Source organism: Luteimonas flava, from assembly GCF_036584485.1.
Classification (GTDB): domain Bacteria; phylum Pseudomonadota; class Gammaproteobacteria; order Xanthomonadales; family Xanthomonadaceae; genus Luteimonas; species Luteimonas flava.
On the sequence record NZ_JAZHBM010000001.1, the window covers coordinates 1,162,756 to 1,182,466 of the forward strand.

A 19,711-nucleotide genomic window follows, 5' to 3' on the forward strand; every position below is an offset into this window, starting at 1 on the left:
CGGATCAGTCCTGCGTGTCGTTCGCAGCGGGCGCCTGGCCGGCGGCGTCCTGCGTCGGTGCCGCGGCCGCGTCGCCGGGCGCCGCGGGTGCGGTGGCCTCGCCTGCGGGCTGCGCCGCCGGCGCTGCACCTGCGGCCGCGCCGGGCGCCGCCTGCGCCTGCGCCTGCTCGGGCGTCCACGGCTTGGGCGCGACCACCGCATCGGGACGTGCCTTCGGCACGCCGCTGACGATCACGCGGTCACCGGCCACCAGGCCGTCGGTGATCACCCACTGGCCACCCTGGGCGCGGTCGGTGCGAACCGACTTGCGGACGACCTTGTCGCCCTCGCCCACCACCAGCACGTAGGCGGTGTTGGCATCGCGCAGCACAGCGGCCTGCGGCACCAGGAACACGCCGCTCTGCTGGCCCATGTTCGCGCGCAACGTCACGTAGACGCCGGGCAGCAGCCGACGATCGGGGTTCGGCAGCGTCGCACGCAGCTGGATCGCGCCCGAGGCCGGGTCGACCACGTCGCCGGAGAAGTCGAGCGTCGCCAGCTGGTCGTGCACCGTGCCGTCGCCGAGCACGATCTCCACTTGGCCGCCACCGGCGTCGCGGTCGAGCGGCAGTGCGCGGATGCGGGCGAATTCGCCGGCGCTCATCGAGAAGTTGATGTACAGCGGATCGATCTGGTCGACGGTGGTCAGCAGCGTGGAATCGCCCTGCCCGACCAGTGCGCCCTCGGTGACCTGCTGCTTGCCCGCGCGACCGGAGATCGGCGCGCGCACGGTGGCGTAGCCGAGATTGATCTGCGCGGTCTGGGTCGACGCGCGCGCGGCCTGCAGCGCGGCTTCGGCGCTGCGCTCGGCTGCGAGCGCGTTGTCGAGATCCGACTTGGAGATGAAGTTGGTCGGCGCCAGCTGGCGCGCGCGGTCCGCGGCGCTCTTGGCGTTGACCGCGTTGGCCTGCGCCTGCGCCTGCGCGCCCTGCGCGGTGCCGAGCGCGGCCTGCAGCTGCGCGGGATCGATGCGGAACAGCACGTCGCCTTCGGTGACGTCGCTGCCTTCCTGGTAGACCCGGCGTTCGAGCACGCCCGGCACACGGGCACGCACGTCGGCGCTGCGGAACGGGGCCAGACGGCCGACCAGGTCCTGTTCCAGCGCGATGCTGGTCGGCTGGACGGTCAGCACACCGACTTCGGGCGGCGGCGGCGCGGCCTGCTCCTCTTGTTGACCGCAGGCGGAAAGTGCCGCAGCGAGCACGGCAATGGAGAGGAGTCGGCGCATGGGGGAGAGACCTGGGAGAGGTGGGACGGGATTTACTATACCGGCCAGTATAGCTAATTCAGATTGCGGTTCGCACCGTGAAGGAAGTCATTGCTGCCGGCGCGGGCGCGATGCTGCGTTGCACGCGGTGCGAGGCCGGTGAAATCGAACCTTGCTCACGGAATGAATCAAGTTCATAATCCGCGCCGCTTCCGGTCCATTCAGGTTTCCATGCCGCCCCTGTCCCCCGCCGTCGCTCGTCGCCAGCGCGAGATCGCCGCGCGCGAACGCACGCTGCTCGACACCGCCCAGACGCAGATCCAGCGCGACGGGCTGCTGTCGTTGCAGATGGCGCGCGTGGCCGAGGAATGCGGCTATGCGATCGGCACGCTGTACAAGCATTTCGCCAGCAAGGAAGACCTGCTGGTCGCACTGGCAACGCGCAACAGTCTCGACCGCGTGGAGCTGTTCGAACGCGCCGCGAGATGGAACGGTCCGACCCGCGAGCGCATGCTCGCCGTCACGCTCGCCGACATGCTGATCATCCGCGAGCAGCCCGAGCACTTCCGTCTCGCCCAGTTCGTCTGGACCGACGTGGTCTGGGGCGCGGCCTCGAACGAAAGCCGCCGCCGCGCGCTCGAAGCCTGCGAACCCCTGGGCACGCTCGTCGACGGCATCGTCGCCGAGGGTCGCGAACGCGGCGAGTTGCCCGCCTCGGTGCTGACGGTCGGTGCGATGACGATGGGGCCCTGGATGATGACCGTCGGCATGCACGCGCTCGTGCAGCAGCAGGGCCTGGTCGACACCGCCGTGACCGGCGATCCCTATCGCCTGCTGATCCGCCAGCTGCAGTACCTGTTCAACGGCTACGGCTGGCAACCGCTGTTCGACGCCGAGGACGATGCCGCGCTCGATGCGCTGATCGCCCGCGTCAGCCGTGACGTCTTCGATACCGACTGGTCCAGCATCACGCCAGACCTGCCGCCGCCTCTTCCTCTTTCCTGACGGAACCCGCCCATGTCCAGGACCGATACCCCATCCACGCCGCGCAAACCGCGTCCCCGTCTGCGGATGATCGTGATGCTGATCCTCGTCGCCGTGATCTTCGGCGGCGTCTTTCTCGCCAAGGCCCTGATGGGCAAGGGCATGAACGATTTCTTCGACAACATGCCGCAACCGCCGGTCGCGATCACGACCTACGACGCCGCGCAGCAGTCGTGGTCGACGCCGCTCGAAGCGGTCGGCACGCTGGTCGCGGTCAACGGCACCGACGTCACGACGGAAGCCGGCGGCGTGGTCCGCAAGCTGTCGTTCGAGCCCGGTCAGCCGGTCAAGGCCGGCACGGTGCTGGTGGAGCTCAACACCGATAACGAGCTCGCGGTGCTGCGCTCGAGCGAAGCGGCAGCGAAGCTCGCCATCGTGCAGCGCGACCGCTGGCGCGAACTCGGCGAGACGCAGCTGGTGTCGAAAGCCGAAGTCGAGGAACGCGCGACGCAGGCGGCGACGTCGATCGCGCAGGTCGAGGCGCAGCGCGCCCTGATCGCGCAGAAAACCATCCGCGCACCGTTCGACGGCGTGCTGGGCATCCGCAAGGTCAACCTCGGCCAGTTCATCTCGCCGGGCACGGCGATCGTCGGCCTGCAGCAGCTCGATCCGATCTTCCTCGACTTCACCCTGCCCGAGCAGCAGCTGCCGCTGATCGAGACCGGCGCGACGCTGCAGGCGGTGGTCGATTCGCTGCCAAGCGAGCAGTTCGAAGGCACGATCACCGCGATCGAGCCTTCCGTCGATGCCGGCACGCGCAACTTCATGGTGCAGGCCACGCTGGCCAATCCCGACGGCAAGCTGCGCCCGGGTGCGTTCGCACGCGTCGGCCTCGCGGTCGGCGGCGAGCAGAGCGTGGTGGTGATCCCGCAGACGGCGGTGACCTTCAATCCCTACGGCAACGCCGTGTACGTGGTGTCCGAGAAGCCGGTCGATCCTGAAGCGCCCAAGGCCGAAGGCGAAGACGCGCAGCAGGGGCCGACCCTGATCGTGCGCCAGCGCTTCATCAAGACCGGCGCGACCCGCGGCGATCTGATCGCGGTCACCGATGGCCTCAAGCCCGGCGAGCGCGTGGCGACCAGTGGCCTGCTCAAGCTGCGCAACGATGCCGTGGTGACGATCAACAACAAGGTGCAGCCGAGTGCGGACGCCGCGCCGACGCCCGAAAACCGATGAGCGCGCGCCGCTGATCGCGATCGCACCTTCCTGATCGATGTGTCCGGGCGCCCTGCGCCCGCCCCGCTCCCTGACCCGCGCGCCACCGCGCGGGGGAGACCGAGATGAAATTCACCGACATCTTCATCCGCAAACCCGTGCTGGCGATGGTCGTCAGCCTCTTCATCCTGCTGTTCGGCCTGCGCGCGTTCTCCGAGCTCAACGTGCGCCAGTACCCCGAGCTGCAGAATGCGGTCGTCAACATCAGCACGACCTATTTCGGCGCCGACGCCGACCTGATCCAGGGATTCATCACCACGCCCCTGGAGCGCGAGGTCGCGAGCGCCGAGGGCATCGACTATCTGACCTCGACCAGTTCGGCCGGCGTCAGCGTGATCCAGGCCTACATCCGTCTGGACTACGACCCGAACGAAGCGCTCACCCAGATCGCGGCCAAGGTCAACAAACTGCGCAGCGAGCTGCCGACCGAATCGGAAGATCCGGTCATCGACCTGCAGCAGGGCCAGCAGGTCGCGGCGATGTACGTTTCGTTCGCCAGCGATGCGCTCAACGACAACCAGATCACCGATTACCTGACCCGCGCGGTCGAACCGACGATCGCGACGATTCCCGGCGTGCAGCGCGCCGAGATCATGGGTCCGGGTTCGTTCGCGATGCGCGTGTGGCTCAAACCCGACCGCATGACCGCGCTCGGCGTCACCGCGAGCGACGTGTCGGCCGCGCTGCAGTCCAACAACGTGCTGTCCGCGCTGGGCTCGACCAAGGGCCAGATGGTCGCGGTCGACCTGACCGCGCGTACCGATCTGCGCACGCCCGAGGAATTCCGCGCGCTCGTCGTGCGCGAGGCCGATGGCGCGATCGTGCGGCTTGGCGACATCGCCGATGTCGTGCTGGGATCGGAGAACTACGGTTCGTCGGTGCGCATCAACGGCGCCGCGGCGACGTTCATGGGCATCTACGTCTCGCCCGATGCGAACGCGCTCGACGTGATCGCGGAGGTCCGCAAGGCCTGGGACAACGAGATCGTGCCGCAGCTGCCCGAAGGCATCGAAGCGACGATTCCCTACGACAGCACCGAGTCGATCCAGGACGGCATCAACGAGGTCATTCGCACGATCATCGAGGCGGTGATCATCGTCATCGTGGTGATCTACCTGTTCCTCGGCTCGTTCCGCAGCGTGCTGATTCCGGCCGTCACCGTGCCGCTGTCGCTGGTGGGCGCGCTGTTCCTGATGCTGCTGATGGGCTTCACGATCAACCTGCTGACGCTGCTGGCGATGGTGCTGGCGATCGGCATCGTGGTCGACGACGCGATCATCGTGCTGGAGAACATCCACCGGCACATCGAAGAAGGCATGACGCCCTTTGATGCCTCGATCCGCGGCGCGCGCGAACTGGCGTGGCCGGTGGTCGCGATGACCACGACGCTGATCGCGGTGTATCTGCCGATCGGTTTCCAGGGCGGCCTGACCGGCGTGCTGTTCACCGAGTTCGCGTTCACGCTCGCCGGCGCGGTGTTCCTGTCGGGCATCATCGCGCTGACGCTGACGCCGATGATGTGCGCGAAGATTCTCAAGCCGCACGGCGAACACAGCAAGAGCCGCCTCGAGAAGTGGCTCGACCGCCGCTTCGACTCGGTGGAGCGCGGTTACCAGCGCAGGCTGCACGGCGCGCTGCAGACGCGCGCGGTGATCCTGACCTTCGGTGCCATCGTGCTGGTTTCGTGCGTGTTCCTCTACATCGGCGCGCCCAAGGAACCGGCGCCGCCGGAGGACGAAGGCTTCGTGTTCGCGATCGGCAGCGCCGACGCCGCGAGTACGCTCGATTACGTCGAGGGTTACACCGAAGAGATGACCGCCGTCGTCGAGCAGATCCCCGAGATCAACGACTTCTTCCTGTTCAACGGCGGCATGGGCGGCATGGGCGGCAGCAACAGCGCGATGGGCGGCTTCGTCATGAAGCCGTGGAGCCAGCGCGAGCGCTCGACCAACCAGATCCTGCAGCAGGACCTGCAGCCCAAGCTGGCCGAGATCACCGGCCTGAACATCTTCGCGCTGGTGCCGCCGTCGTTGCCGTCGGCGGGTGGCGATGGCGGCGGCGAGTTCCTGATCGGCGGCATCGGCTCGCTGGAACAGCTGTCGGAGATCGCCGACGAAGTCGTGGCGCGTGCGCAGGCCAGCAGTCGCTTCATCTTCCTCGACAAGGATCTGAAGATCGACAAGCCGCGCGTGGAAGTGCAGATCGATCGCGACAAGGCGGCACTGCTCGGCATCGACATGCGCACGCTCGCGGCCGACATGAGCGCGCTGCTGGCCGGCGGCTACGTCAACCGCTTCGCGATGCAGAACCGTTCCTATCGCGTGATCCCGCAGGTGCAGCGCAGCGACCGGCTCAATGCCGAGCAGCTGGGCAACTACTACACCCGCACCCGCGACGGTGACCTGATTCCGCTGTCGACGGTGATCTCGTTCAAGGAAAGCGCGCAGCCGCAATCGCTCAAGCGCTTCCAGCAGCTCAACGCGGTGGGCATCACCTTCGCGCCACGCCCCGGCGTGACCAAGGGCGAGGCGCTGCGCGTGCTCGACGAGATCGCTGCCGACGTGCTGCCGCAGGGTTACAGCGTGGACTACGCCGGCGAGTCGCGGCAGTTCAAGCAGGAAGGCACGACGATGCTGATCACCCTCGCCTTCGCGCTGGTGATCATCTTCCTGGTGCTGGCGGCGCAGTTCGAGAGTTTCCGCGATGCGGTGATTATGCTGATGACCGTGCCGATGGCGATCAGCGGCGCGCTGCTGGTGCTCAATGCGCTGGCGCTGCTGTCGGGTGTGCTGCAGTTCGCCGGCATCGAGGCCTTCCCCGGCATGTCGATCAACATCTACACCCAGGTGGGCCTGGTGACGCTGGTCGGCGTGATCTCCAAGCACGGCATCCTGATCGTGGAGTTCGCGAACAAGCTGCAGGTCAACGAAGGCGTGTCGAAGGCCGAGGCCATCGAGCGTGCCGCCGCGATCCGCCTGCGTCCGGTGCTGATGACGACCGCCGCGCTGGTGTTCGCGATGGTGCCGCTGCTGATCGCCAGCGGTCCGGGCGCTGCGGCCCGCTTCTCGATGGGTCTGGTGATCGCCGCCGGCATGTCGATCGGCACTGCGTTCACGCTGTTCGTGCTGCCGGCGTTCTATCTGCTGCTGGCCCGCGACCACAGCCACGATCGCGACGCGACCGAAGCACGGAAGGCGGACCATCGCGACGACGACGATCTGACGCCGGCGCCGCAGGGGCATTGAGTCCCGGCGACAGGTGACACGGAAACAGGCGCGGCTTCGGTCGCGCCTGTTTCTTTTGGGGTTATCCCGTTCGATCCGGTGACGATGATGGGTTTCGCTGGCGCTCTACCCATCCTGCAAAGGCGCCGACACTCCCACCGCAGGATGAGTGGAGCGCAAGCGAAACCCATCGCGCAACGCGCTAGAGGGTCGCGATCCATTCCGCATCGAGCGACAAGCTCGCAGGCAGATCGCGCCCGTCCGCGACGAACGGCAACACCCCGAGACACGGCGCCGGTAACGCGTCTGTCAGCAGGTCGACGTAATCGTCCGCCCGCGCGAAGTCCGGATCGATGCGATTGCCGATCCACCCGACGAGTCGACAGCCATCCGCCTCGATCGCACGCGCAGTCAGTCGCGCGTGACTCAGACAGCCGAGCTTCAGGCCGACGACCAGCACGACGGCGCCGCCGAGCTGTCGCGCGAGATCCCGGTGTTCGAGGCCTACCGCCAGCGGCGCGTCCCAGCCGCCGGCGCCTTCGACCAGCACCACATCTGCAGTCGATGCGAGCCGCGCATGCGCGGCGTAGAGACCCGCGATGTCGACCGTCACACCCGCCGCGATCGCCGCCAATGTCGGCGCCGTCGGCTCCGGCAGCGCCACCGGATTGACGTCGGCGTAGTCCGGTCGCGGCGCACTGGCCGCCTGCAGGGCGAGCGCATCTTCATTGCGCCAGCGCCCGTCGATCCAGTCGCAGCCACTGGCGATCGGCTTCATGCCGACCGCGCGGAGACCGTGCGCACGCAGTGCATGCAGCAAGGCCACGCTCGAATGGGTCTTGCCGATGCCGGTATCGGTGCCGGTCACCAGAAAGCTGCGCGCGCTCATGCGGATTCCGTGGCGATGCGGGGCTGCGCACCGCAGCGCGGGACCGGCGCGGTTCGCAATGGGCGGCCGTCAGCATCGCGCGACCACGCGTCCCGTCCCCCGAGCCCCTGCGGGGCCGCTGCTACACTCCGCGGCATGTTCACTTCATCTCCCCTGACCGGCTCCAAGGCCGAACAGTATGCCGCGCTGGCGGCACAGGCACGGGCGCTGCTGCACGGCGAACGCGATGCGATCGCCAATGCGGCGAACCTCTCGGCGCTGGTCTATCACGCGCTGCCGGATCTCAACTGGGTCGGCTTCTATCTCTTCGACGGCACCGAACTCGTGGTCGGCCCGTTCCAGGGATTGCCGGCCTGTGTGCGCATTCCGCTCGACAAGGGCGTGTGCGGCGCCGCGGCTCGCACACGCACGACGCAGCGCATCGACGACGTGCATGCCTTCCCCGGCCACATCGCCTGCGACAGCGCCTCGCGCTCGGAACTGGTGGTCCCGCTGTACGTCGGCGAGCGCCTGATCGGCGTCTTCGACATCGACAGTCCGGTACCGGCGCGTTTCGACGTTGAAGATCAGACCGGAATCGAGTCCCTGGCCGCCGTCTATCTCGAATCGCTGCAATGACCGCACCGACGCCGCTCAAGCTGCGCAACATCGGACCCAAGTCCGCGGCCTGGCTGCGTCAGGTGGGCCTGCGCACGCGCGAGGATCTGGAAGCGGCGGGCGCGGTGGACGCATTCGTCAAGGTGCGCCGTGCCGGTTTCAAGCCCAGCCTCAACCTGCTGTATTCGCTGGAAGGCGCGTTGCTCGACTGCCACTGGCAGGACGTGCCCGAGGCGCGCCGCCTGCAACTGGTCGAAGCCGCCGAGGCCGCGACTGCCCTGCTGCCCGATCCGCGCGCGCGCCAGGCCGCCGGCCCGGTGACGACGACGGTAACCGAAACGGTCGAATCGGAATCGCCCTTCGACAGCCTGTTCGACCGCCGCGACGACTGACCGCGTCCCCGGCGCGGCCTGTCCGCGCCCGCAGCCCCGCGCTCACGTACAATCCGCGCCAGCTTCATGGTGACCCGCCGGCGTTCCGCCGTCCGGGTTGAAACGGGAAGCCGGTGACGCGCCCAGGCGCCAGTCCGGCACTGCCCCCGCAACGGTAAGCGTGTTCAAGGCATCGCATCCGCCACTGTGCCCGTGCACGGGAAGGCGCGACGCCCGGGAGTCCTCCCACGCGCGAGTCCGGAGACCGGCCACGAAGTCTTCCTCGATTGCGATGCGGCGGGCATTGCGGCGGCGTTCCGGACGGCGTGCGCGCGTCCGGCCGGCAGCCGTGTCCGTCCTCGCGATCTCCCGATACCCCGCGTGCGTGGGCGCACGCGACAAGGAGACTGCAATGCCGTTCCGCACCCTGACCGTGGCGATCGTCGCCGCTCTCGCTTCGCCATTCGCCGCCGCCGCGACCGCCGCCGACGCGCGCGATCTCGACACGGTGCTCGTCACCGCCAACCGCAGCGCAAGCACGCTCGGCGACACCATCGTGCCGGCCCAGGTCATCGACCGCGCCGAGATCGAACGCACCCAGGCGCGCGACCTGCCCGAACTGCTGCGCGGCCGCGCCGGCATCCAGATCGGCAACTCCGGCGGCCCCGGCAAGCTGACCTCGGTCTTCATGCGCGGCAGCGAGTCCGACCACGTGCTGGTGCTGGTCGACGGCGTGCGCATCGGCTCGGCGACCGCCGGCCTCGCCGCGTTCCAGGACATTCCGGTCGACCAGATCGAGCGCGTCGAGATCGTCCGCGGCCCGCGCTCCAGCCTCTACGGCTCGGAAGCCATCGGTGGCGTCATCCAGATCTTCACCCGCCGCAACACCGGCGCGATCAACCCGCACGCACGCATCGGCGTGGGCAGCCACAACCTGCGCGAAGCCAGCGCCGGCATCGGTGGCCGCGCCGGCCGCGGCTGGTTCGGCGTGGACGCGGCGTTCCAGCGCACCGACGGCATCGACAGCTGCCGCGGCCGTGGTCCGTTGGACGGCGATTTCGGAGCGGGCTGCTTCGTCGACGAGCCCGACCGCGACGGTTACCGCAACCGTTCGCTCAATCTGCGTGGCGGCGTGGAGCTTGCGGAAGGCCTGACGTTCGAAGCCAACGCTCTGCGCGCCGAAGCGTTCAACGAGTACGACGGCAGCGTTTTCGGCGGCAACGAGGCCGACAACGTCCAGCAGGTCGCCGGCGGCAAGCTGACCTATGCACCGTCGGACGTCGTCACGCTGACCGCGCAGGCCGGCCGCAACTACGACGAGTCCACGACCTACTTCCGCGACATCGATGCGGGCACGCGCGTCGATGTCGGCCAGATCGACACCCGTCGCGATACCGCCGCGGTGCAGGCCGATTTCGGTCTGGCGCCAACCCAGCGCTTCTCGCTCGGCTTCGACTGGATGTCCGACAACGTCGAGAGCGACACCGACTATGCGTTGACCTCGCGCAACAACTTCGCCGTGTTCTCCGATTACACGGCGCGGTTCGGCGCGCACCGCGTGCAGGCCGGCGTGCGTCACGACGACAACGAACAGTTCGGCGGCCACACCACCGGCAGCCTCGGCTGGGGCCTCGACCTCGACCACGGGCTGCGCCTCAACGCCAGCGCCGCGACCAGCTTCAAGGCGCCGACGTTCAACGATCTGTATTTCCCGTTCGGCAGCGGCAATCCGGATCTCGAGCCCGAGCGCGCGAAGACGGCCAATCTCGGTCTGTCCCAGTACGCCGATGCGTGGAACTGGTCGATCAACGTGTTCGAGAGCCGCGTCGACGATCTGATCTTCCTCGACCGCAACTTCGTCCCGCAGAACATCCAGGAAGCGCGCATCCGCGGCGCCGAGGTGACGTTCGCGACCACGCTCGCCGGATTCGACCTGTCGACCGAACTGAGCCACGTCGATCCGCGCGACCGCAGCGACAACGCCAACAACGGCAACCTGCTCGCCCGTCGTGCGCGCAACAGCGGCCGTCTCGACATCGACCGCAGCTTCGGCGACTTCCGCATCGGCACCACGCTGCGCGCCAGCAGCAGCCGCTACGACGACGCCGCCAATACGGTGCGCGTCGCCGGCCACGGCACGCTGGACCTGCGCGCCGCGTGGGCGTTCAACCCCGACTGGACGCTGGAAGCCCGCGCGACCAACGTGCTCGACAAGACCTACGAGACCGTGAACTGGTATTACCAGCCGGGTCGCGAATATGGTCTGGCGCTGCGCTGGTCCCCGGTCACGCGCTGATCCAGGCGCGGCGCAGGCCGCGTTTCGCGTCACTCCACACGGCCGTCGCATGACGGCCGTGTGCGTTTCGGAGGGCAGGTTTTACGGCGAATTTATGCCGCGAGGCCGCCGGGTGCATGGAGACTTTATGCGCGCCGGGCGGACCATGCGCGGCATCGGCGGAACGGTTCCGCCCTGGATGCCACGATGTCCACCCGGTTCTGTCCGCGACGCCCGCACGCCGTCGCCTGTGCCCTGCTCACGCTGCTGACCGCATCCGCGGCGCAGGCCCATGATGTCAGCGGCACGGCCGCGCTGACCTCCGATTACGTCTGGCGCGGCACCAGCCAGAGCAACGAACGCCCGGCCGTGCAGGCCGGCGCGAAAGTCGCGAGTGACAGCGGCCTGTACGCACAGGTCTGGGCGTCGAGCGTCGAGTTCGCGCCGCAGACGCAGGCCTCGAGCGAGTTCGATCTGGTCGCCGGCTGGAGCGGCGCGCTGTCCGCCGCCTGGGCGCTCGACGTCAACCTCACGCACTACCGCTATCCCGATACGACGGTCGATCTCGACTGGACCGAAGCCAACGCGACGCTGACCCTGCAGGACCGGTACTGGCTGCAGATCGGGCATTCGAACGACGCGCTCGCCAGCGATGCAACGGGTAACTACGCGCAGCTCGGCACGCGCCTGCCGCTGGGCGACACGTTCCGGCTCGAAGCCGCCGCCGGTCATTACCGGCTCGATACCGCGAACGGCGACAACGACTACACGCACTGGCAGCTCGGCGCCGTGTGGGCGTTCGCCGTGCCGTTCGAACTGCGCGTGACCGCGCACGACACCGACGGAGACGCGCAACGCGTCTTCGGCCCCTGGGCCGGCGCACGCGTGGAAGCGGCGCTGCAGGCCGCGTTCTGATCCGACCTCCTTCGTCCGCTTCCCACCGGCCCTTCCCATGATTGAATTCCTCATTCCCCTTGCGCTCGCGATCGCACTCGCGTGGCCGCTCGGGCGCTACCTCGCCGCGGTGATCCGCGGCGGCGCGGCGCCCGGCGATCGCGTGTTCGCGTGGATCGAACGTCCGCTGTATCGCGTGCTCGGCGTCGACCCGGCGCGCGGCATGGGCTGGAAGGCCTATGCCCTCGCCTTCCTCGCCAGCAACGCGATCCTGCTCGCCCTCGCGACACTGCTCTTCATGACCCAGGCCTGGCTGCCGCTCAATCCCAACGGCGCGCCCAACATGCGCTGGGATCTCGCGCTGCACACCGCGATGTCGTTCCTGACCAACACCAACCAGCAGCATTACTCCGGCCAGGCGCAGCTGTCGCATCTTGCGCAGATGGCCGGCATCGTCGGTCTGCAGGTGGTGACGCCAATGATGGGGCTCGCGCTGGTCGCCGCGACCCTGCGTGGCCTGTTCGGCGGGCGCGCGAATCCGCAGGACATGGCACGACGCGAAGACGGTTCGCCGGCGACGCCTGCGAAGCCGGCCGACCGCATCGACATCGGCAACTACTGGGCCGACGTGATCCGTCCCACCGTGCGCGTGATGCTGCCGCTGTGCCTGTTGTGGTCGCTGCTGCTCACCGCGCAGGGCGTGCCGTCGACGCTCGCCGGCGGCCCGGAGGCGACGCCCGTCGACGCCAGCGCCGGCATGGCGTCGCAGAAGATCCCGCTCGGTCCCGTCGCGGCAATGGTCGCGGCCAAGCAGCTCGGCAGCAACGGCGGCGGCTGGTACGGCCCCAACAGCGCGGTGCCGCTGGAGAATCCGACGCCGCTGTCGAACCTGCTGGAAATGCTCGCAATCGTGCTGCTGCCGATGGCAGTGGTGTTCATGGTGAGCGCGTTCACCGGACGCCGGCGATTCACCGCGCTGGTGTTCGGCAGCATGTTGCTGATGTCGCTGTTGTCGGCAGGCGCCGCGACCTGGACGGAAGCGCACGGCCCGGCGAGTGGCGCGTCCGCGCTGATGGAAGGCAAGGAAGTCCGTCTCGGCGTGGACGCATCCGCCGCGTGGGCAGCGCTCACCACGCAGGTCAACAACGGCTCGGTCAACATGATGCACGACTCTGCCGCGCCGCTGACCGGCCTCGTCGCGATGGCCAACATGCTGGTCAACGCGATCTGGGGCGGCATCGGCTGCGGCCTGCAGCAGTTCCTGGTCTATCTGCTGCTCGCGGTGTTCGTCGCGGGGCTGATGACCGGACGCACGCCGGAACTCTTCGGCCGCAAGATCGAAGCACCCGAAGTGAAACTGCTGGCGGTGCTGGTGCTGCTGCAGCCGGTCGCCCTGCTCGGCATGACCGCGGCGACGCTGGCGATGCCGTCGCTCGCCGGCACCTCGAATCCCGGATTCCACGGCGTGTCCCAGGTGTTCTACGAGTACGCCTCGGCGTTCGCCAACAACGGCTCGGGCTTCGAAGGTCTCGGCGACGCGAGCGCGTGGTGGAACCTGTCGACAACTGCGTTGCTCGCACTGGGCCGCTATCCGGCGCTGGTGATTCCGCTTGCGATCGCCGCGCTGCTTGCCGCCAAGCGCGTCGCGCCTGAGAGCGTCGGCACGCTGCGCATCGAGACGCCGACCTTCGCACTGACCCTCGTCGCGATCGTCGTGATCCTCACCCTTCTCCAGTTCATGCCGGTGCTGGTGCTCGGCCCCGTTGCCGAACACCTCGCACTGGCCACCTCCGGATCGATCCGATGAATCCCGCCACCGACACCGCCGCGCCGACGCGCGGCACCAACCCCGGCCTGTTCGACGCGGCCATCCTGCGCGCCGCGCTGGTCCACGCGTTCCGCAAACTCTCGCCGCGTCATGCGCTGCGCAATCCGGTGATGGCCGTGGTCTGGCTGGGCACCGTGTTGACCGCGGTGCTGACCGCATCCGGTCACGCGTCGTCGCCCGCCATGGGCTGGACGGTCACCGCGCTGCTCGCGATCACGGTGCTGTTCGCGAACTTCGCCGAGGCACTGGCCGAAGCGCGCGGTCGCGGGCAGGCCGCCTCGCTGCGACGCGCGCGCAAGGATCTCGTCGCACGCCGCGTCCGCGATGCCTCCGGCAGCGACGAAACGCAGGTCGCCGCGACCGATCTCGCGCCCGGCGATCTGGTCGTGATCTCCGAAGGTGGGCTGGTTCCCGCCGACGGAGAAATCGTGCGCGGTCTGGCGACGATCAACGAGGCCGCCGTCACCGGCGAATCGGCACCGGTGCTGCGCGAGGCCGGCACCGACAGGTCCGGCGTGATCGGCGGCACGAAGGTGCTGTCGGACGAGATCGTGGTGCGGGTGACCGTCGAGCCGGGCCACAGTTTTCTCGATCGCATGATCGCGCTCGTCGAAGGCGCCAACCGGCAGAAGACGCCGAACGAGATCGCGCTCGGCCTGCTGCTCGGCACGATGACGCTGACCTTCCTCGTCGTCGTGCTGACGCTGCCGGCGATCGCGGGCTTCGTCGGCGCGCGCCTCGATCCGCTGCTGCTGGTCGCGCTGCTGGTGTGCCTGATTCCGACCACGATCGGCGGCCTGCTGCCGGCGATCGGCATCGCCGGCATGAACCGGGCGCTGTCGGCGAACGTGCTGGCGAAATCCGGCAAGGCGGTCGAAGTGGCCGGCGACGTCGACGTGCTGCTGCTCGACAAGACCGGCACCATCACCTACGGCGACCGTCAGGCGACCGCGCTGCATGCGCTCGCGGGCATCGATCCCGATGCGCTGCGCGACGCCGCCCTGCTCGCCTCGCTGGCCGACCCCACGCCCGAGGGCAAGTCCATCGTCGCGCTCGCGCGGCGGCCCGGCGCCTCGCTCGACGCACCGGCGCAGGCGCACTTCGTGGCCTTCACCGCGCAGACGCGGATGAGCGGCGTCGACATGCCCGCCGGCACCGGCACGCGGCAGATCCGCAAAGGCGCGATGGACGCGATCATCGCCCACGTGCAGGCGCTCGGCGGCGAGGTGCCGGCGGAACTGCGGGGCCGGGTCGAACAGGTCGCGCGCAACGGTGCGACGCCGCTGGTCGTCGCCGATGGTCGTCATGTGCTCGGCGTCGTCGAACTGTCTGACGTGGTGAAGACCGGCATCCGCGACAAGTTCGCGCAGCTGCGGGCGATGGGCGTGCGCACGGTGATGATCACCGGCGACAACCCGCTCACCGCCGCAGCCATCGCGGCCGAGGCCGGTGTCGACGATTACATCGCCGAAGCGCGGCCCGAGGACAAGCTCGCGCGCATCCGCGCCGAACAGGCCGGCGGTCGCCTCGTGGCGATGGTCGGCGACGGCACCAACGATGCGCCGGCGCTCGCCCAGGCCGACGTCGGCCTGGCGATGAACTCCGGCACGCAGGCGGCGAAGGAGGCCGGCAACATGGTCGATCTGGATTCCGATCCGGCCAAGCTGCTGCGCGTGGTCGAAGTGGGCAAGCAGCAGCTGATCACCCGCGGCGCGCTGACCACGTTCTCGCTGGCCAACGACGTGTCGAAGTACTTCGCGATCCTGCCGGCGCTGTTCGCCGCCTCGGTGCCGTCGCTCGCCGCGCTCGACGTCATGCAGCTGTCGAGTCCGCGCAACGCGGTGATCGCGGCACTGGTGTTCAACGCGCTGGTGATTCCGATGCTGATTCCGCTCGCGCTGCGCGGCGTACGCGTGCGCGCGGCCGGTGCCACTGCGCTGCTGCGCCGCAACATGCTCGTCTACGGCGTCGGCGGCGTGCTGCTGCCCTTCGTCGCCATCAAGCTCATCGACCTGGCGCTGGCCGCCAGCGTCGGCCCCTGAGGAGCCCGTCATGTCGTCCAGAGAATCCACCGTCCACAGACCCGCCGCACCCGATGCCGGCACGCTGCGCCCTGCGTTGATGCTCGCCTTGCTCACCCTGTTGTGCGCCGGCCTCGCCTACGCCCTGGTCGCGACTGGCCTCGGCCGCTTGCTGTTCCCGGCGCAGGCGCAGGGCAGCCTGGTCGAACGCGACGGCCGCATCGTCGGCTCCGCGCTGGTCGCGCAGCCCTTCGCCGATGCGCGCTACTTCATCCCACGGCCGTCGGCGGCCGGCTTCGACCCGATGGCGATGGCCGGCAGCAACCAGGCGCGCAGCAATCCCGAACTGCTGCAGACCATCGCGGATACCCGCGCGGAGATCGCGGCGCGCGACGGCATCGACATCGCCGATGTGCCGGCCGATCTGGCCACGCGCTCCGGCAGCGGCGTCGACCCGCACATCTCGCCCGACGCCGCGCGCGTGCAGATCGCGCGCGTTGCGGCAGCGCGTCGTCTCGATCCCGCGCAGGTCCGGGCGCTGGTCGGTGCGCACACGCAGGGACCAACCTTGGGCGTGCTCGGCGCGGCGCGCGTCGACGTGCTCGCACTCAATCTCGCACTCGATGCGGCCGACGCCACGCGAGGCGCAGAATAGGCCCATGCCCGCCGATCGCGATGCCCGCGCCGATGCCCTGCTCGCCGATGCCGCGCGTGATGCCGGCCCGGGGCGGCTGACGGTCTTTCTCGGCGCGGCGCCCGGCGTCGGCAAGACCTGGACGATGCTGGCGCGTGCGCGCGAACTGCAGGCCCAGGGGCGCGACGTGCTGGTCGGCGTCGTCGAGACCCACGGCCGCGCCGAGACCGCGGCGATGCTCGACGGTCTCGAGCAGCTGCCGCGCCGGCGCCTCCCGCATACCGCCGCCGATGGCACGCGTCGCATGCTCGACGCCTTCGACGTCGACGCGGTGCTGGCGCGCCGGCCGTCGCTGGTGCTGGTCGACGAGCTCGCCCACCGCAACGCGCCGGGCAGTCGTCACGAACGACGCTGGCAGGACGTCATCGATCTGCTCGACGCGGGCATCGATGTGTTCACGACGGTCAACGTCCAGCATCTGGAAAGCCTCAACGACGTGGTCTTCGCGATCACCGGGGTGCGCGTCACCGAGACCGTGCCCGATGCGGTGTTCGACCGGCTGCGCGACATCCGTCTGGTCGATCTGCCGCCGCGCGAACTCATCGAGCGGCTCAACGCCGGCAAGGTCTACCTGCCCGACCAGGCGGCGCAGGCGCTGCAGGCGTTCTTCTCGCCGTCGAATCTCGCCGCGCTGCGCGAACTGGCGATGCAGGCCGCAGCCGATCGCGTGGATGCGGATCTGCGCGAATCGCAGGCCGCGCGCGGTTTGCCGGGCATTCCGCTGCGCCGGCAGGTGCTGGTCGCGATCGACGGGCTCGGCGCGTCGGAGTATCTGGTGCGCGCCGGGCGCCGCATCGCCGAACGCCGCGATGCACCGTGGACGGTGGTCACCGTACAGACCGGCCGTCCGCCGGACGAAGCACGGCAACTGGAACTCGACCGCGCGTTCGCCCTCGCACGCAGCCTCGGCGCGTCGACCGAACTGCTGCACGGCCACCAGATCGCCGCCACCCTGCTCGACCACGCCGAGCGCAGCGCCGCCTCGTCGATCGTGGTCGGCCGCACGCGCGAGCGTCCGGTCGCGCGCATGTTCAACCGCACGCTGACGCAACGCCTGCTGCAGCAGGGCGCGCATTACGAACTGGTCATCATCGGCACGCCCGGCGCCCGCGCGCGGGCGCGACGCGCGCAGCGGCTGCGTGCCGACGGCGATCTGCTGCGCGAAGGCGCATTCGCGCTGGCCGCTACTGCCGCGGCCAGCGGCATCGGCTGGACCGCGCAGCATCTGCTCGGGCTCGAAGACCTGTCGATGGTGTTCATCGTCGCGGTGGTGCTGGTGGCCGCGCGCACGCGCATGGCCACCGCCGTACTGACCGCGGTGCTCTGCTTCGGCGGTTACAACTACTTCTTCATCGAGCCGCGTTTCACGTTCGACGTCGCCACCCATCGCGGCCTGGTGACCGTGGTGCTGTTTCTCGCGGCCGCGCTGATCGCCGGGCGGCTGGCGTCGCGATTGCGCCAGCAGGTACTCGCGCTGCGCGCCGCCAACACGCATGCGACCGGTCTGCAGGCGCTGGGCCGTGATCTGGCCGGCGCCGCCGATCTCGGCCAGGTGGCCGCCGCGGGCCGCCTCGCGCTCACACGCGTACTCGGTGTGCCGGCCTGGCTCGACATCGGCCAGCCCGGTGGCGACGTGTCGAAACCGGTCGATGTCGACGCCGCGGCGAGCGACTGGGTGCGACGCCACGGCCAGCCCGCGGGCCGCTTCACCGACACCCTGTCCGCATCGCGCTGGTGGCTGCTGCCCGTGCGCGACGGCGAGACGCTGCATGGCGTCGCCGCGCTGCGCCCGTCCGACGACGCCGCGCGGCCCGGGCTCGAAGAACGTCGTCTGGTGCAGGCCATGCTCGACGACATCGCCCAGGCCGCGTCGCGCGCGCGGCTGGTCGCCGATCTCGAAGCCGCGCGCGTCGGCGGCGAAACCGAACGCCTGCGCTCGGCGCTGCTGTCGTCGGTCTCGCACGACCTGCGCTCGCCACTGGCCTCGATGATCGGCTCGGCCAGCAGTCTGGTCGGCTACGGCGAATCGATGGACGCCGCCGATCGCCACGCCCTGCTCGATACCATCGTGCTCGAAGGCGAACGGCTCGACCGTTACATCCAGAACCTGCTCGACATGACCCGGCTCGGCCACGACGGCCTCACCCTCAACCGCGACTGGATCGGCGTCGACGAACTGGTCGGTGCGGCCACCGGGCGCCTGCGTCGCTACCAGCCCGCGCAGCAGATCGAGCTCGACATCGCCCCGGAGCTGGCGCCGGTCTGGGTGCATCCGGCGCTGGTCGAGCAGGCGCTGTTCAACGTGCTGGAGAACGCGGCGAAGTTCTCGCCGCCGGACGCGCCGATCCACGTCGAAGCGCGCGCGATATCCGCGCCCGACCCAGGCGATACGCGTGCGTGGCTGCGCATCGACGTCCTCGACGCCGGCCCGGGCATTCCCGAGGACGAACGCAGCCGGATCTTCGACATGTTCTACAGCGTCGAACGCGGCGATCGCGGCCGCACCGGCACCGGCCTGGGCCTGACGATCTGCCAGGGCATGATCGGCGCGCACGGCGGCGCGGTGTCGGCGCTGCGCGGACCCGGCGGCGCGGGTACGCTGATCCGCATCGAGCTGCCGATGCAGCACCCGAACGGACCCGAGCGCGACGACCCTTATGACTGAGACGACGCCCGCCACCGCCGCGCGCATCCTGGTCGTCGACGACGAGCCGCAGATCCGCCGGTTCCTCGACATCAGCCTGCGCGCGCAGGGCTGGCAGGTCGCGTTGGCCGAGACCGGCACGCAGGCGCTGGAGGTGCTCGCGCGCGACGGCGCCGACCTCGTGGTACTCGACATTGGCCTGCCAGACATGGACGGCCACGCGGTGTTGCGCGCGATCCGCGACTGGTCGCAGGTGCCGGTGGTGATGCTATCGGTGCGCAGCGACGAGAGCGGCAAGGTCGCCGCGCTCGACGCCGGCGCGAACGACTACGTGACCAAACCCTTCGGCACGCAGGAACTGATGGCGCGCGTGCGCGCCCTGCTGCGACAGCAGACGCAGGCGCCGGATGCACCGCCGGTGTTCGACGACGGGCATCTGCGTGTCGATCTCGCCCGGCGCGAGGCGAGCCTCGACGGCGCCGCACTCGCACTGTCGCGCAAGGAGTTCGCCCTGCTGTCGCTGCTGCTGCGCAACGCCGGCCGCGTGATCACCCAGCCGCAGCTGCTGCGCGAGATCTGGGGCCCGACCCACACCGGCGACGCGCATTACGTGCGCATCCTGGTCGGCAAACTGCGCCAGAAACTCGGCGACGACGCCGCGCAGCCCCGTTACATCGCGACGGAACCTGGCGTGGGGCTGCGCTTCATCGAGGCCGAACGTCGCGCATGAAAACGCCCCGCCGGTGCGGGGAATTGCGGATCACGCGCG

14 protein-coding genes and 1 riboswitch are annotated in these 19,711 nt (G+C 69.4%); of the genes, 12 read left to right on the top strand and 2 right to left on the bottom strand.

From position 1 onward, the window contains the following. Positions 1–4: 4 nt before the first annotated feature. Positions 5–1,267 (bottom strand): efflux RND transporter periplasmic adaptor subunit, encoded by a 1,263-nt coding sequence (locus V3391_RS05535; RefSeq protein ID WP_332077404.1) that lies wholly within the window; start codon positions 1,265–1,267, stop codon positions 5–7. A gap of 210 nt (positions 1,268–1,477) precedes the next feature. On the opposite strand from V3391_RS05535, the gene V3391_RS05540 reads away from it, so the two are divergent. The 3 genes from V3391_RS05540 (at position 1,478) to V3391_RS05550 (ending at position 6,750) form a co-directional block, all read left to right on the top strand. Continuing rightward, the gene (locus tag V3391_RS05540) at positions 1,478–2,251 is read left to right on the top strand and encodes a TetR/AcrR family transcriptional regulator (RefSeq protein ID WP_332077405.1); all 774 of its coding nucleotides are present in this window, start codon (positions 1,478–1,480) and stop codon (positions 2,249–2,251) included. 12 nt (positions 2,252–2,263) lie between these two features. After that, positions 2,264–3,466, top strand: coding sequence for an efflux RND transporter periplasmic adaptor subunit (locus V3391_RS05545; protein WP_332077406.1), 1,203 nt, complete (start codon positions 2,264–2,266; stop codon positions 3,464–3,466). 104 nt (positions 3,467–3,570) lie between these two features. Further along, complete coding sequence (locus V3391_RS05550) at positions 3,571–6,750, top strand: efflux RND transporter permease subunit (protein ID WP_332077407.1); 3,180 nt, start codon at positions 3,571–3,573, stop codon at positions 6,748–6,750. Positions 6,751–6,931: 181 nt separating this feature from the next. Here the strand turns inward: V3391_RS05550 and bioD are convergent, their stop codons facing one another. Next, positions 6,932–7,618: a dethiobiotin synthase gene (bioD, locus tag V3391_RS05555; protein WP_332077409.1), complete on the bottom strand. Its 687-nt coding sequence runs from the start codon at positions 7,616–7,618 to the stop codon at positions 6,932–6,934. Between the two features lie 135 nt (positions 7,619–7,753). Between bioD and V3391_RS05560 the strand changes: the two genes are divergently transcribed. The 9 genes from V3391_RS05560 to V3391_RS05600 all read left to right on the top strand — a co-directional run bounded on the left by V3391_RS05560 (position 7,754) and on the right by V3391_RS05600 (position 19,672). Continuing rightward, complete coding sequence (locus V3391_RS05560) at positions 7,754–8,236, top strand: GAF domain-containing protein (protein ID WP_332077410.1); 483 nt, start codon at positions 7,754–7,756, stop codon at positions 8,234–8,236. Beyond that, on the top strand, positions 8,233–8,607 hold the full coding sequence (locus tag V3391_RS05565) for a TfoX/Sxy family protein (RefSeq protein ID WP_332077411.1): 375 nt from the start codon (positions 8,233–8,235) through the stop codon (positions 8,605–8,607). Before V3391_RS05560 ends, V3391_RS05565 begins: the two co-directional genes overlap by 4 nt. A 50-nt stretch (positions 8,608–8,657) precedes the next feature. Continuing rightward, positions 8,658–8,874: riboswitch (cobalamin riboswitch) on the top strand. Positions 8,875–8,998: 124 nt separating this feature from the next. Beyond that, complete coding sequence (btuB, locus tag V3391_RS05570) at positions 8,999–10,882, top strand: TonB-dependent vitamin B12 receptor (protein WP_332077412.1); 1,884 nt, start codon at positions 8,999–9,001, stop codon at positions 10,880–10,882. 186 nt (positions 10,883–11,068) lie between these two features. Beyond that, positions 11,069–11,776, top strand: coding sequence for a TorF family putative porin (locus V3391_RS05575; protein ID WP_332077413.1), 708 nt, complete (start codon positions 11,069–11,071; stop codon positions 11,774–11,776). 37 nt (positions 11,777–11,813) lie between these two features. Continuing rightward, the gene (gene kdpA, locus V3391_RS05580; RefSeq protein ID WP_332077414.1) at positions 11,814–13,562 is read left to right on the top strand and encodes a potassium-transporting ATPase subunit KdpA; all 1,749 of its coding nucleotides are present in this window, start codon (positions 11,814–11,816) and stop codon (positions 13,560–13,562) included. Then, the gene (kdpB, locus tag V3391_RS05585; protein ID WP_332077415.1) at positions 13,559–15,625 is read left to right on the top strand and encodes a potassium-transporting ATPase subunit KdpB; all 2,067 of its coding nucleotides are present in this window, start codon (positions 13,559–13,561) and stop codon (positions 15,623–15,625) included. The genes kdpA and kdpB overlap by 4 nt, the downstream gene beginning before the upstream one ends. A 10-nt stretch (positions 15,626–15,635) precedes the next feature. Next, positions 15,636–16,259, top strand: coding sequence for a potassium-transporting ATPase subunit KdpC (gene kdpC / locus V3391_RS05590; RefSeq protein ID WP_332077416.1), 624 nt, complete (start codon positions 15,636–15,638; stop codon positions 16,257–16,259). A 4-nt stretch (positions 16,260–16,263) separates the two neighbouring features. Next, a complete protein-coding gene (locus V3391_RS05595) occupies positions 16,264–18,963 on the top strand; it encodes a sensor histidine kinase KdpD (RefSeq protein ID WP_332077417.1) in 2,700 nt (899 codons plus the stop codon). After that, positions 18,956–19,672, top strand: a complete 717-nt coding sequence (locus V3391_RS05600) for a response regulator transcription factor (protein ID WP_332077418.1) — start codon at positions 18,956–18,958, stop codon at positions 19,670–19,672. Before V3391_RS05595 ends, V3391_RS05600 begins: the two co-directional genes overlap by 8 nt. Positions 19,673–19,711 lie beyond the last annotated feature (39 nt).